Annotated in this window: 12 protein-coding genes; 2 read left to right on the top strand and 10 right to left on the bottom strand. The window is 59.8% G+C overall.

Annotation, left to right across the window (positions count from 1 at the left end; genetic code table 11):
- Positions 1-45 precede the first annotated feature (45 nt).
- From EAH74_RS26135 to EAH74_RS26090, 10 genes are all read right to left on the bottom strand, one after another.
- Complete coding sequence (locus EAH74_RS26135) at positions 46-972, bottom strand: sugar ABC transporter substrate-binding protein (protein WP_140682175.1); 927 nt, start codon at positions 970-972, stop codon at positions 46-48.
- A 156-nt stretch (positions 973-1128) separates the two neighbouring features.
- A complete protein-coding gene (locus EAH74_RS26130; protein ID WP_140682172.1) occupies positions 1129-2181 on the bottom strand; it encodes a Gfo/Idh/MocA family protein in 1053 nt (350 codons plus the stop codon).
- Between the two features lie 139 nt (positions 2182-2320).
- The gene (locus EAH74_RS26125) at positions 2321-3181 is read right to left on the bottom strand and encodes a sugar phosphate isomerase/epimerase family protein (RefSeq protein ID WP_140682170.1); all 861 of its coding nucleotides are present in this window, start codon (positions 3179-3181) and stop codon (positions 2321-2323) included.
- A gap of 146 nt (positions 3182-3327) precedes the next feature.
- Entirely contained in the window at positions 3328-4338 is a 1011-nt protein-coding gene (locus EAH74_RS26120; RefSeq protein WP_140682168.1) for a Gfo/Idh/MocA family protein, read from the bottom strand.
- A 39-nt stretch (positions 4339-4377) separates the two neighbouring features.
- The gene (gene iolD / locus EAH74_RS26115; RefSeq protein WP_140682166.1) at positions 4378-6309 is read right to left on the bottom strand and encodes a 3D-(3,5/4)-trihydroxycyclohexane-1,2-dione acylhydrolase (decyclizing); all 1932 of its coding nucleotides are present in this window, start codon (positions 6307-6309) and stop codon (positions 4378-4380) included.
- A gap of 128 nt (positions 6310-6437) precedes the next feature.
- On the bottom strand, positions 6438-7259 hold the full coding sequence (locus EAH74_RS26110; RefSeq protein ID WP_140682164.1) for a TIM barrel protein: 822 nt from the start codon (positions 7257-7259) through the stop codon (positions 6438-6440).
- A 23-nt stretch (positions 7260-7282) separates the two neighbouring features.
- On the bottom strand, positions 7283-8785 hold the full coding sequence (locus EAH74_RS26105) for a CoA-acylating methylmalonate-semialdehyde dehydrogenase (protein ID WP_140682162.1): 1503 nt from the start codon (positions 8783-8785) through the stop codon (positions 7283-7285).
- A 30-nt stretch (positions 8786-8815) separates the two neighbouring features.
- Positions 8816-9658, bottom strand: a complete 843-nt coding sequence (gene iolB / locus EAH74_RS26100; protein ID WP_140682160.1) for a 5-deoxy-glucuronate isomerase — start codon at positions 9656-9658, stop codon at positions 8816-8818.
- Positions 9655-10548, bottom strand: a complete 894-nt coding sequence (gene iolE, locus EAH74_RS26095) for a myo-inosose-2 dehydratase (protein WP_140682158.1) — start codon at positions 10546-10548, stop codon at positions 9655-9657. The genes iolB and iolE overlap by 4 nt, the downstream gene beginning before the upstream one ends.
- Positions 10549-10705: 157 nt before the next feature.
- A complete protein-coding gene (locus EAH74_RS26090) occupies positions 10706-12643 on the bottom strand; it encodes a bifunctional 5-dehydro-2-deoxygluconokinase/5-dehydro-2-deoxyphosphogluconate aldolase (protein ID WP_140682156.1) in 1938 nt (645 codons plus the stop codon).
- A gap of 311 nt (positions 12644-12954) precedes the next feature.
- Between EAH74_RS26090 and EAH74_RS26085 the strand changes: the two genes are divergently transcribed.
- Positions 12955-13875, top strand: coding sequence for a MurR/RpiR family transcriptional regulator (locus EAH74_RS26085; protein ID WP_140682154.1), 921 nt, complete (start codon positions 12955-12957; stop codon positions 13873-13875).
- Positions 13876-13951: 76 nt separating this feature from the next.
- Positions 13952-14563 (top strand): glutathione S-transferase, encoded by a 612-nt coding sequence (locus tag EAH74_RS26080; RefSeq protein ID WP_140682152.1) that lies wholly within the window; start codon positions 13952-13954, stop codon positions 14561-14563.
- Positions 14564-14774 lie beyond the last annotated feature (211 nt).

Here is a 14774-nt window from a genome sequence, read left to right as displayed (position 1 = left end):
GCGGTCGCAACCTTGCGTGTTTATTGTTGTTATTGAACGGACGGGCTATTTGAACGTGTCGACGTTTTGCGGGGTGATCAAGCGGTATGGCACCCACACGGCCTGTTCAACCGGCTCGTTCTTGGCCATTTTCACAGCGGTGTCGATCGAACCGTCGGCCTGCCCCTTGGCGTCCTGGAACACCGACACCGTCATGTTGCCTTTCTTGATCGCGTTCAAGCCGTCCGGCGTACCGTCGACACCTGCGATCAGGACGCTGCCTTTCTCGACGCCAGCCTGTTGAAGGGCCATCGCAGCACCGATCGCCATTTCGTCGTTGTTGGCGATAATCGCGTCAAACTTGCGGCCCTGGGTCAGCCAGTCGTTGACCAGGGTCATGCCTTTATCCCGCAGCCAGGTGCCGGTCTGCTCTTGCTCGATCTTGATATTCGGGTATTTGGCCAGTACGTCTTTGACGCCCTTGGTGCGGTTGGTGGTGGAGTTGTTCGCGAGGTCGCCCAGCAGAATCACGATGTCGCCCTTGCCGCCCATCTTGTCGGCCAGGTATTGCATCTGCATTTCACCGGCCTCCAGATCGTTGGAGGCGACGGTCACGACGCCTTTGGGCAGTTTCAGGTCATCGGGCCGGCGGTTGACGTACACCAGCGGGATGCCGGCCTTGACGGCGGCTTCGGTGATTTTCCGGGTGGCGGCGGTATCCACCGGGTTGACCACGATGGCATCGACCTTCTGGCTGATGAAGTTTTCGACCTGGCTCAACTGCTTGACCACGTCGCTGCGGGCGTCTTCGAATTGCAGCTGCACGCCATCGGGATAGGACTTGGCTTTCTTGTCCATGGATTCGCGCAGGTAGGTCAGCCAGGTGTCATCGAATTGGGACATGCTGACGCCGATCTTCATATCGGCGAGCGCCGCGCCACTGGCGAACATCAGGGACAAGGCAAGTGAGGCGAAGCGGGTCTTGGTCTTCATGAAAAGTCTTTCTCCACATTCTTGTTGGTTTTATGGATGAGGCGTGACGATTTCAGTAAGCAGGCAAGCGGGAAAAGGGTTGAAACAGGTTGCGAGGCAGGTCGCTGGAAATGACTCTATTAGAATATAATTTCTATATCAACTCATTTTAGAATTTTATTCTGATTTTATTCCATGACTCTCGAACGGGCCCAATTCCACCACTTGATGCCGCTCGGCGCTCAGTCGCGCAGCGTCTAGCACGCGGGTAGTCGCCAGTGCATCACGGGCGTCCACAGGCAGCGGGCCACCGCTCTGCAACGCGGCTTGCAGCTGTAAATAGAACTGATTCCAGCAACCGCGCTCGGAGGGAACCCGTTCGCGCACTTCGCCCTGTTCGAACCAACCCCAGCGGCGATGCTCTTCAACACCCCAACGCTCACCTTCGGATTTCGGCGAGAGCCCGGCGAGTGCCGATGCTTCTTGCCCGTCCAGGCCATCGACGCTGTAACAACCTTGGGTGCCGGTCACCCGAAAGCGCGGGCCGGGTGTGTTTTGCAGACAACTACCGCCCAGGTGGGACGTGACGCCGCTGGCGTGGGTCAGGGACATAAAGAAGCCGTTATCGAAGACCTGGCCTTTTTCCAGGTAATCCAGTTCGGCGTAGACCCGTGTCACCGGGCCGAACAACAGCAACGCCTGATCCACCAGATGGCTACCGAGATCGCGCAGGAAGCCACCGCCACTGCCGTTGTTCACCGCCTGCGGTGAGTAACGCTCGATCCGCGATTCGAAACGGGTGACCTGGCCCAGCGCACCGGATTCGATGAGTTTGCGCACGGTCAGGAAGTCCGAATCCCAGCGACGGTTCTGGTAGACGCTGAGCCGCACGCCCTGGCGCTCAGCCATGGTGATCAGGGTTTGAGCTTGCTGCGCATCAGCGGCGAACGGTTTGTCGCTGACCACCGCCACACCGTGTTCGATGCCATCGAGCACCAGTGCCGGACGGCCCTTGAGCGGCGTGGACACCACCAGCACATCGATCCCGGCCTCCACCAGTTGGCCGATGCTGTCGAACGCTGGCACCCCTGGGTGCTCGGCACTCAGCAATTGTCGGCGTTCCGGTGAACGGGTGACCACACCCACGAACGTCGCCGCCGGCAAACTGCTGATCAGCGGAGCATGGAAAAACCGGCCGCCATGGCCGTAACCGACAAGTCCGATACGCATGAATCAACTCCTTCTTGTTGTTATGACGATCGAAACGCTCCTGTAGGAGCTGACGAGTGAAACGAGGCTGCGATCTTTTGATCTTGAAAGATCGCAGCCTCGTTTCACTCGTCAGCTCCTACAGGGGTTTGTGGTGTCGTCAGTGGCAGAGTTCGCTTTTGACTCGTTCAAGCATCATCCGGTTGGATTCATCCGGCCGGTCTTCCCAGGCAAACACCGAGACCGTGGCGATACCGTCGAACTGGATCTCGCGCAAGGTACCGAAAAACGCGTCCCAATCGACTTCACCCTGACCGATGTCCAGATGCTGGTGCACGGTGGCAACGACACCCGGTGGGTTGACGATGTAGCGCAACCCGGAAGAAGCCTTGTGGTTGTAGGTGTCGGCGATGATCAGGTGGCTCAGCTTCGACCCGGCATACTTGAGCATCGAGGCAATATGGCCTTTGCCGTCGTCATAGAAGAAGGTGTGCGGCGCGGCGTAGAGGTAGTTGATCCACTCGCGATCCAGACCGCGAATGATGTCCACCGATTCGTTGTTGCGCTCGCAAAAATCGTACGGATGGGCCTGGATATCAAGTTTGATACCTTCGCGCTCGAACTCCGGGATCAGCTCGTCCATGGAGCGCATGAACTGGTTCTCGCACACCAGCGGGTTGTCTGACTGGCCGGTGAACTCGGTGTTGACCAGCTCGCAGTCCATCTCCACGGCAATCTGGATCGCCCGTTTCCAGTTGCGTACGGCGGCAACTCGCAAACCTTCGTCGGCAGCGGCCCAGTGGTACATCGGTAATAAGGAAGAGAGCTTGACCCCGGTGTCGCTCAGGGCTTTGCGAAATTCCTTGATTCGCGCCTTGTCGACCCGCGGAGCTTTGTAGAACGGCAGGAAATCTTCCCGGGGCGAGAGTTCGATGTGTTCGTAACCGAGCTCGGCGACCTTATCGACCATCTTGCCCAGGGACAGGGTGCGGTACATGTAGGGGTCTAGTGCGATGCGCATGTTCTTGTTCTCCTTCACCCAAATTCGACACCGCCCTCCTGTAGGAGCTGTCGAGTGAAACGAGGCTGCGATCTTTTGATTTTTAAGATCAAGATCAAAAGATCGCAGCCTCGTTTCACTCGACAGCTCCTACAGGGGATCGGGGGTTAGCCGTAGAAGTGTGGGCGCTCTGGCAGGCCGACTTTAACGATCTGGCCGCTGTTCTGTGCTTCGATGCACGCGTCTGCTGCGACGGCAGCAGCGAAGCCATCCCACGCCGACGGCCCACCCACCTGCCCGGCCCGCACGCCATCGATGAACGCCTGCAACTCGACGTCGTACGCAGCAATAAACCGATCCTTCCAGTCCATCAGAATCGCGTTGGACAACTTCGCCCCGCTGCGCAACTGAACCTGCGACGGCTCCGGCAGTTTGGCGATGCCGGTCTCCCCCACCACTTCGCACTGGATGTCGTAGCCGTATTGGCAATTAACGAACACTTCCACATCGATGCGCGTGCCCTTCGCGGTTTCCAGCAGCACGATTTGCGGGTCTTTCAAATGCGCGAGGGCCTTGCTGCTCTTGCGCGGGAACACCACTTGCACCGACACGTAATCGTCGTCGAGCAACCAGCGCAACACATCCAGCTCATGGATCAGCGTGTCGGTGATCGCCATGTCGGTCTTGTAGTTTTCCCCCACGGTCGGGTTGCGGTGCGCGCAGTGCAACATCAACGGTTCGCCGATTTGACCGCTATCGATCACTGCTTTGAGTGCGCGATAACCTTCATCGTAAGGACGCATGAAACCGACCTGCACCAAGCGTTTGCCGTGGGCTACTTCGGCCTCGACGATCTTGCGGCAGCCTTCAGCGGTGACCGCCAGCGGCTTCTCGCAGAACACCGGCTTACCCGCCGCAATCGCCGCCAGCACGAACTCTTCGTGGCTCGGGCCCCAGGAGGTAACGAGGATCGCTTCGACTTCTGGCGCCTTGATCAGCGCGTGGCCGTCGGGATAAACCTCGGCGGTCAGTTTCAGGTCGGAAACCACGTTCGCTGCTTGTTGCAAATTGATGTCGGTGACCGCGACCACCTGGCTGTTGAGCAGGGTCTGGCTGCAACGACGGATGTGATCCTGGCCGATGGCCCCGGTACCGATGACTCCAAGCTTCAAAGACATTTAATGACTCCTAGATTTGTTGTTGTTCGTTCAGGGCAATCAGTACTGACGGGCCTTGGCCAGTCGTTCATTCAGGGTCTTGGCCACCGCATCGGTGCGGGCGCTGGTGGAGACTTGCGCCACGCCGACCCGCCACCACGACAGGTATTTGTGAATCATGGTTTTGGGCAGAACCTTGATGTCGATCAGCGTCGACACGGTCTGCAATCGCGCATCGGCCAATGCGGCTTGCAGCTCTTCAACCGTGTTCACCTTGTAGGTTTTGCAGCCGTAGGCCGCCGCGCTCATGGCGAAATCCACTGGCACGAAACCACCGTCGAGCTTGCCGGTTTCCGGGTTGCGGAACCGGAACTCGGTGCCGAAGCTGTCCATGCCGTGTTCCATCTGCAAATTGTTGATGCAACCGAAGGTCATGTTGTCCAGCAACACCACGTTGATCTTGCGTCGCTCCTGAATCGAAGTCGCCAGCTCGGAATGCAGCATCATGTAAGAGCCATCGCCAACCAGCGCATAGACCTCGCGATCCGGCTCGGCGAGTTTCACGCCCAGTGCGGCGTTGACCTCGTAACCCATGCAGGAATAGCCGTACTCGACGTGATAGGTGTTCACCCCCTTGCTGCGCCAGCTGCGCTGCAAGTCTCCGGGCAGACTGCCGGCGGCGGCGACGATCACGGCGTCATCGGCGAGGGTTTCATTGAGCACGCCGAGGACGCGGCTCTGGGTCAGGCAGGAACCGGTCAGCTCGATGAATTCCCGCAGTACGGCCGGGTCCATGTGGTCGTTGATTTCCGGGACGAAATCTTTCGCCTGGTATTCGACCTGATAGATGCGATCGACTTCCTCATCCAGTTGCACCTTGGCCTGACGCGGTTGATCACCCCACGCAGAACGGTAATCACCCAAGGCTTCAGCCAACGCTTGCAAGCCGACTTTGGCATCCGCCAACAGTTGCACGCCGTCGAGCTTCAAGGCATCGCAGGGACTGATGTTGAGGTTGAGAAATTGCACATCCGGGTGCTGAAACAGGGATTTCGACGCCGTGGTGAAATCGCTGTAGCGGGTGCCGACACCGATGATCAGATCCGCGTCCCTGGCCAACAGATTCGCCGCCAGACAGCCGGTTTCACCGATCCCGCCGACGTTCAGCGGGTGGCTGGACACCACCGCACTTTTGCCGGCCTGGGTTTCGGCGAAGGGAATATCGAAGCGCTCGGCAAACGCCTGCAAGGCGGCATTGGCACCGGAGTATCTGACCCCGCCACCGCAAATGATCAGTGGCTTGCGCTTGCCTTTGAACAACGCCAGCGCATCACCGAGCATCGCTTCAGTCGCCGGACGACGCTCGATGCGGTGCACGCGTTTTTGCAGGAAGTAATCGGGATAGTCGTAGGCCTCGGCCTGCACATCTTGTGGCAAGGCCAGGGTCACCGCGCCGGTTTCGGCGGGGTCGGTGAGCACGCGCATGGCGTGGATCGCCGCCGTCATGAGTTGCTCGGGACGGTTGATGCGGTCCCAGTATTTGCTCACGGCCTTGAACGCGTCGTTGGTGCTGATGCTCAGGTCGTGGAACTGCTCGATCTGTTGCAGCACCGGGTCCGGCTGGCGGCAGGCGTAAACGTCGCCGGGCAACAGCAGCAAGGGAATGCGGTTGGCGGTCGCCGTCGCGGCGGCGGTCAGCATGTTCGCCGCGCCAGGGCCTACCGATGAGGAGCACGCGTAGATCTTGCGCCGCAGGTGCTGCTTGGCGAAACCGATGGCCGCGTGGGCCATGCCTTGCTCGTTACGGCCCTGATGGACGATCAGGTCGCCACTGTCCTGCTCCAGGGCCTGGCCCAGGCCCAGCACGTTGCCGTGGCCGAAAATGGTAAAAATCCCGGCGACGAATTTGCTTTGAACCCCATCGACCTCGATGTACTGGTTATCGAGGAATTTCACCAGGGCCTGGGCCATGGTCAGTCTTGTTGTGGTCATAACCGATCCTTTCAAATACACACCCGATCCCTGTAGGAGCTGCCGAAGGCTGCGATCTTTTGATCTTGATCTTTAAAATCAAAAGATCGCAGCCTCGTTTCACTCGGCAGCTCCTACAGGGGGATGTCTCAGGCCAGAGTTTTTTGCAGGTGATCCATGCTTGCGCCGATCGCCTGTTCGATATCCGCCAGGCCATGGACGCTGTCGGCAAACGGTTCGAACGACAGGTAGCCGCTGTAACCGCTGCTGAGCAAGGTGTCGATTTGCGCCGCGTTGCCGAGGATGTCGCCCTCGCCCACCAGCACCCGATGGCCGTCGCGAATGGTCGCCAACGGTACCTCGGCATCCTCGACACCGGAGATGTGCACCAGCCCGGTCAGCTCAGGGAAGAACTCATGTTCGCCGGCCAGGTGATGGTGAAAGGTGTCGTGAACCAGACGGAACACATCCAGCCCGCCGATGGCCTTGATCGCGTCCACTGCCGTGCGCTTGCGGCGCAGCGAGCACTCTTCGAAACCCAGCGGTTCGATGAAGCCGAGAATGCCGTGATCCCGCAGGATCGGTGCCAGCTCAGTCAACGCCGTGCGCAACCCCGAAGCCCGTTCGGCTTCATTGCGCGAATCGGCGCGATCATTCAACGGGCACATCACCAAACCCTGCGCGCCGCAATCACGGGCATATGCGGCAAGTTTCAGCGCCTGCACACGGCGTTCGTCATTCCACACATCAAACGGGTACAGCGCGTTGATCGACAGCACGGTGATACCTTTGGCCGCGCACAACTCACGGACGCGCTCGGGTGCGGTACCGTCTTCGATCTCGACGCCTTCAAGGTCGTTGCGAATTTCGATGGCGTCGGCCTTGAGGGTCACCGCCAGTTCGATGAACGCCGGCAGGGACAAACGTGGGGCGACCATACGGTTCAGGGCGAAACGCAGGGGCTTGCTCATTATTGTTGTTCTCCGCAGGTAAATTATTTGGCGGTTGGCATGCTGAATTCAGGACCCTTGGCGATGCTGTCGGGCCAACGCTGCATCACGCTTTTGTAGCGACTGTAGAAACGAATGCCTTCTTCGCCATAAGCGTGGTGGTCGCCGAACAGCGAACGTTTCCAGCCGCCGAACGAGTGCCAGGCCATCGGCACCGGAATCGGCACGTTGATGCCAACCATGCCGACCTTGATGGTGCGGGCAAACGAGCGAGCAATGCCGCCGTCACTGGTGAAACACGACACGCCATTGCCGAATTCATGGGCGTTGATCAGCGCCACGGCGCTGGCGAAATCCGGGACGCGAACGATGCCCAGCACCGGGCCGAAGATTTCTTGCTGGTAGATGCTCATTTCGGTCGTGACGTTGTCGAACAGCGTCGCGCCAACGAAGAAGCCATTCTCGGCCCCCGGCACATTGAAGTTGCGGCCATCGACGATCAACTGCGCGCCCTGGGCCACGCCTTCGCCGATAAAACCTTCGACCTTGGCCTTGTGCTCGGCGGTAACTAGCGGCCCCATATCGCTGTCGCCCTGCATGCCGTTGCCGACTTTCAGTTGGTCGATGCGCGGCAGCAACTTGGCAATCAACTGGTCGCCGACATCACCCACCGCCACCGCAATCGAGATCGCCATGCAACGTTCGCCAGCCGAGCCGTAAGCGGCGCCGATCAAGGCGTCAGCGGCTTGATCCAGGTCCGCGTCGGGCATGACGATCATGTGGTTCTTCGCCCCGCCCAGCGCTTGCACGCGCTTGCCGCGAGCGGTACCTTGCTGGTGGATGTATTCGGCAATCGGCGTCGAGCCGACAAAGGAAATCGCCTCGATGTCCGGGTGTTGCAGCAAGGCGTCCACCGCCACTTTGTCGCCCTGGACCACGTTGAACACGCCGTCCGGCAACCCGGCTTCGGTCAGTAAACGGGCCATCAGCAAACTGGCGGACGGGTCGCGCTCGGACGGCTTGAGGATGAAGCAGTTACCAGTAATCAGCGCCAGCGGGATCATCCACAGCGGCACCATCACCGGGAAGTTGAACGGCGTGACGCCAGCGCACACGCCCAGCGGCTGACGCAGGTTCCAGTTATCGATGCCGCCGCCGATGTTGTCGCTGAATTCGGTTTTCAGCAGGTTCGGCGCACCGCAGGCGTACTCGACGATTTCGATGCCCCGGGTGACTTCGCCCTTGGCGTCCGAAAACACCTTGCCGTGTTCGCGGCTGATGATTTCTGCCAGTTCATCGTGATGTTGGTCGAGCAATTCCTTGAACTTGAACATCACCCGCGAACGGCGCAAGGACGATTGTTCGGACCAGGCCGGAAAGGCTTTCAGGGCCGAGGCGACGGCTTCGTCGACGGTCTTCTCGCTCGCCAATCCCACCCGCGCCTGCACCGCACCGGTGGCCGGGTTGAACACGTTGCTGAAGCGTTCGCTGCCGCTGTCCTGCACCTGGCCGTTGATGTAATGGCCTAAAACCGGGGCGTTGCTCATTGTTCTTGTTCTCCGTGCAAAGGTTGGAATTCAGAGATCCAGGAGCCAGCTGTGCTGCGGATCGTTGTGGAACTGCCAGACGCGTTTCGGCCCGGCCATGACGTTCAGGTAATACGACTCGTAGCCATACGGCACACTGACCGGGTGGTAACCCTTGGGCACCACGACCAGGTCGCTGTTTTCCACGGCCATGGCCTGATCGATGCTGCGATCGTCGGTGTACACCCGCTGGAACACGAAACCCTGGGGCGGGTTGATCTGGTGGTAATAGGTTTCTTCGAGAAAACTCTGGTGCGGCAAATCGTCGGTGTCGTGCTTGTGCGGCGGATAGCTCGACGAGTGCCCGGACGGCGTGCGCACCTCCACCACCAGCAGCGAATGGGCCGGTTCGGTGTCCGGCAAAATGTCGCAAACGTAACGGGTGTTGGCGCCTTTGCCGCGCACGCTGCGCTTCATGGTGTCGGGTTTGATCAGCCGTGGGCTGTAGGAGCTGCCGAAGGCTGCGATCTTTTCGCTTTTAGATTCAGTAGTGAATCCAGGTGCAGAGCACACGGCTATTTGCACATCGCTGAGCGCGACCACTTGCGCCTGACTGCCGGGTGGCAAGTACGCGGCGAAGGGTGATTTGTCTTCGAACACCGACTGACGATCGCCGATGTTGTCCCAGTCGAACGCGCCCTGCCCCGGCGCTTCACCCTTGATGCTGACCCGACCGCTGAGCAGCACCAGGCACAGTTCTTTATCACCGGCCGACACCGGCAGGGTTTCGCCCAGACTCAGGCGGTAAGCGGCGAAGCCGACGTATTCCAGCTCACCTTTGCCCAGCTCGACCATGGTCCGGCCACGGGCGTTGCTTTTGACCAGCAGGCTCATAATGCAATCCTCTCGTCGAGCAGCGCACGCAAGGTGTCGTAGCCTTTTTTGGCGTAGACATAACTTGGCGCCACCGCTGGGTCCTGCTCGGCTTCGACCACCAGCCAGCCGTGGTAACCGGCCGCCAGCAGCACGTCGAGCAAGGTGCCGAAGTCGATGTCGCCATCGCCGGGCACGGTGAAGGTGCCGTTGATGATGCAGTCCGGGAAACTCCACAGGTTGTTGCGCGCCAGTTGCACCACCGGTTTGCGCACGTCCTTGAAATGCACGTGGCAGATGCGTTCGATGTGTTTGCGCAGCACCTGCAACGGCTCGCCGCCGCCCATGTAGCAATGGCCCGAATCGAACAGCAGGCCGACTTCACTCCCGGTCAGCGCCATCAACTTGTCGATGTCGGCCGGGGATTCGACGTAGGCGCCCATGTGGTGGTGGTACGCGAGGCGCACGCCTTGGGACAAGGTGAAGCGCGCCAGTTCGGTGAGCTTGTCGGCGTACTCCTGCCAGGCGTGTTCGGTGTGGAAACGTGGGCGTTCAACCAGCGGGATGCGCTGGCCTTGAATAGAGTCGGCGACTTCACCGTACACCAGCACCTTGGCGCCGTTTTTGGCCAACAGCTCGACATGGCTGCCGATGGCGTCGATTTCTTCGGCCACCGAGCGGCGGGCCAGACGACTGGAATACCAGCCGGACACCAGCGCCAGGTCATAGGGACGCAGTACATCGCCGACACCTTTGGCGTCTTTGGGGAACTTGCCGTTGAGTTCAAAACCTTCGTAGCCGATCTCCTTGCCTTCGCTCAGGGCGGTGCTCAGCGGCGTCTCGCCACCGAGGGACGGCAGGTCGTCGTTGCTCCAGGAGATCGGGTTGATGCCAATTCGAATAGCGGGCATGGCTGCACCTTTTATTGTTTTACCTAACCAGTAAGAGCGACACAAAACCCTGTGGGAGCGAGCTTGCTCGCGATGGCGGTGTATCAGTCGACATTGATGTTGAATATGCCGCCGTCATCGCGAGCAAGCTCGCTCCCACAGGTATTGCGGTGTTGCGTCATGCGCGTGCTGTGCGCCAGGCATCGATCAGTTCAACGAACGTGCCCTGCACCTGACGGATCAGCGTTTCATCGTCGATTTCACCGGCCATCCACGCGCGGCTTGGCTCCTGGAAAATCGTCCGGCCCACGGCGAAACCACGGCAAGTCTGGCTCTGGCTGGCCTGTTGAAACCCTTCGGCCAGTGCCGCTGCCGGTGCATTCAGCCCCAGCAACACCACGCCTCGGCAGTACGGATCACGCTCCTGAATCAGTTCGTCGAGTTGTTTCCACTCCTCGGCGCTCTGCGCTTCGATCTTCCACCACGCCGGGTAAATGCCCAGGTTGTAGAGGCGTTTCAGCGCGCGATACAGCACGTCCGGATGGGTCGACGGATGATCCTTGGGCGGGATGATTTCCAGCAGCAGCTCATGACCGCTGACCTGGGATGCCTGGTACAAACCCTTGATCTGCGCTTCCTGTTCCAGTCGCAGCAGTGGCTCGTCGTCGGGGTGGAATTGCACCAGGCACTTGATGATTTGTTCCTGCGGCCAGGCGATCAGGTTGCTGCCGATGGAGCGACCATGTTCGAAGGCCAATGGCCGCGAACCCTGCACTTCCACCGGACGCGCCACCCACCAGCCGCGACCGGTGGCGGCGTTCAGCGAGTCCTGGCCGAAGCGTTGATCGGCCAGCAGCCCGACATCGGCCTCGATGCCCTGCTCGCGCAAATCGGCTTCGACCCGCTCCACAGCCTTGATAAACAGTTGCTTGAGTTCGCCGATGGCGTTCAGGTCGCGACCGCCCTTGTGCGCCAGTTCCACCAGTTGCCCGCGATGGTCGAAGGCAAAAATGAACAGCTGCTTCCACTGTTTGCGCGGCACGCTGACCTGATGCAGACGCTGCAACACCGCGTCCTGATCCGGCCGGGTAATCGGCACCGGGCTATTAAACAGATAGTCGAGTTCGGCACGGGTCGGCATGGCCGGTGCACAGGCATGGCGCGACACCACCAGACCGCCACAGGCATTGGCCAACTGGCAGCAGCGCTCGTCGCTCGCGTCCTCCAGCCAACCGGCGAGGAAGCCCGACATGAAGGCATCGCCGGCGCCCAGTACATTCAGCACTTCCACCCGAACGCCGGGATAAATGGCGCCGTCTTCAAGACGTGCTGGGATCACCCCGTGAATCACCGTGCAGCCCTGCGGGCCGAGCTTGACCACCAGGGTCGCCGCGCTCAGGCGCCGCACATTACGCAGCGCGGTGAGCAAATCCTCGGAGCCGCCGGCAATCAGGAATTCTTCTTCCGTGCCGACAATCAGGTCGAAACGCGGGAGGATCTTCTGCACATGCTGGCTGACGTTCTGGTCGGCGACGAAACGGGTTTCACCGTCGGCCTTGCCGGCCAGGCCCCAGAGTACCGGGCGATAGTCGATGTCCAGCACCCGTTTGACGTTGTGCTTCTCGGCGTAATCCAGCGCCTGGATGCTCGCCTTGTAGACGCCGTCGGTGGAGAAATGGGTGCCGGTGATCAGCAAGGCTTTGCTGGAAGCGATGAAGGCTTCGCTGATGTCTTCGGCCCGCAGTGCCATGTCGGCGCAGTTTTCGCGGTAGAAGACCAAGGGAAAGGTTTCGCGATCCTTGAGGCCCAGCAGGACCATGGCGGTCAGGCGTTCCGGATCGACCTTGATGCCGCTGACGTCGCAACCTTCGCGGGTCAGGGATTCAACCAGGAAGCGACCCATGTGGTCGTCCCCTACCCGGCTCAGCATCGCCGATTTCAGGCCAAGCCGAGCCGTGCCGAAAGCGATGTTGGCGGACGACCCGCCGAGGTATTTGGCGAAGCTTGAAACATCTTCCAACCGCGCTCCGACTTGCTGCGCATAGAGGTCGACGCCAAGGCGCCCCAGGCAAATCAGATCCAATTGACGCCCACTGGCAAAACGAGTCTGGCCCATGCTGGCTCCTGTTATTTTTATCAGCCTGCGTTCGGGGCGATGGCCGCGCCGAACACTCTTGGTGGATGCAGACTAAAACGTCCGGGACCGAATAATCAATAATTATTCCAAATATTTTTTACGTGGAATATTTTTTCCAATAAACTTTGGCGCAGGCGTTTCAGAGGCAGTGCATCGTTTCAGCACCCCTCGTACTGACCGCAAGCTCAAGATTTTATTCCGGCCTACCCTGTAGACTGCGCACAGCCAACCTATTGTCAGGGGATGACGCTCTCTGTCGTCTCTATAAGAACAAGCCAGAAGGATTCCTTATGACCCGCACCGATCAGCCGGCGACGACCGAGAGCACGCCCGACAGCGATCTCGCCAGCCCCCCGATCAATGCCGAGCGTCTGCTGCAGCTGATCACCAACGAATACGAAAGCCTGCCGCGCCAGCTCAAACGCATCGCCAGTTACATGAGCCAGCAGAGCGACCGGATCATGGTCGACCGCATCAGCGACATCGCCCGCGAGTGCGAAGTGCACCCGTCGGCGATCGTGCGGTTTTCCCAGCGCTTCGGCTTCAGCGGCTTCAGCGAAATGCAGGCGCTGTTCCGCGAGGCTTATACCCACAAGACCACGCCGGTTCAGAACTACCAGCAGCGCATTCGCAGCATGATCGCCAACAAGTCGCAGAAGGCCAGCGGCGGCGATCTGGCCCGCGAGTGCATCGACGCGACCCTGTCAGGCATCGAGCGGCTGGGGCTGGAACTCGATGATCAGGCCTTCGACAAGGCCGTCGACCTGGTGGTGAATGCCGACAATATCTACGTGGTCGGGGTGCGCCGTTCGTTCGCGGTGGCTGATTACCTGGTCTACAACCTGCAACACACCAACAAGCGCATCCATCTGGTTTCGGGGCTCGGCGGCAGCTACCGCGAGCAGATGCGCAGCGTGCGCGCCAATGATCTGGTGATCGCCATCAGCTTCACGCCCTACGGCAAGGAAACCCAGCACTGCCTGCGCATTGCCCAGCACCATCAAGCGAAAACCCTGATCATCACTGACAGCAACCTCTCGCCCCTGGCCAAGCGCGCCAGCACCGTGTTGCTGGTCAACGAAGGCAGCTCGTTTGCCTTCCGTTCGCTGAGTGCCACACTGTGCTTGTGCCAGGCGCTGTTTATTGCCGTGGCCTATCGGCTGGAATTGAAGGTCGATGAGATTCACGAACAGGTCGGCTTCGAGGATTAGCCCGGCGCCAGTTGCAGGTCGCTGAACCTCAGCCAAGGTAGTCCGTCCTGCAACGGATATCTGAAGGAGCGGTTCAATGAAGCTGATCGGCATGCTGGATTCGCCCTATGTGCGGCGCGTCGCCATCTCCGCCAAACGCCTTGGCATCCCACTGGAACACGAGTCGGTTTCGGTGTTTCGGCATTTCGAGCAATTCCAGCAGATCAACCCGGTGGTCAAGGCGCCCACCCTGGTGCTCGACGACGGCGAGGTGTTGATCGACTCGACGCTGATCATCGACTACCTGGAAGCCTTGGCCGGTCCTGGCAAAAGCCTGATGCCCAGCGATCTCGCTCAACGCTTGCGCTCGCTGCGCCTGATCGGTCTGGCGTTGGCGGCGTGCGAAAAGTCGGTGCAGCTTTACTACGAACGCAACCTGCGGCCCGCGCATATTCAGTTTGAGCCGTGGGTGGAGCGGGTCGAAGGACAATTGGCGGCCGCCTATTCGGCGCTGGAGCGGGAGCTGGAAATGCAGCCGCTGAAGACTGACGGGACGATTGCTCAAGACGGGATTACGTTGGCGGTGGCGTGGAGCTTCACCCATCTGGTGGTGCCGGATCAGGTGGATGTGAATCGGTTTCCACAGATCAGTGCGTTTACGGCGTATGCCGAAGGGCTTGAGGAATTTATCAGTACGCCGATCGAATGATGGTTTGAAGAGAGATCAAAAGATCGCAGGCTGCGCCAGCTCCTACAGGGATCCGCATACATCCGTAGGAGCTGGCGCAGCCTGCGATCTTTTGATCTTGTTTCACCCCCAAAAACGCAAAACGCCGCTTCCACCAGAGGCAGAAGCGGCAGAGGCATGTGCCCCAGCGTAAGTCAGTGCATGAACAGGGCGATCAGGATGATGATCGGGA

This window comes from Pseudomonas mandelii (genome assembly GCF_006438925.1).
In the GTDB taxonomy this organism is placed as follows: domain Bacteria; phylum Pseudomonadota; class Gammaproteobacteria; order Pseudomonadales; family Pseudomonadaceae; genus Aquipseudomonas; species Aquipseudomonas mandelii_C.
Note: the sequence above shows the minus strand (reverse complement) of the source record. Positions and strands in the feature narration are given on the sequence as shown.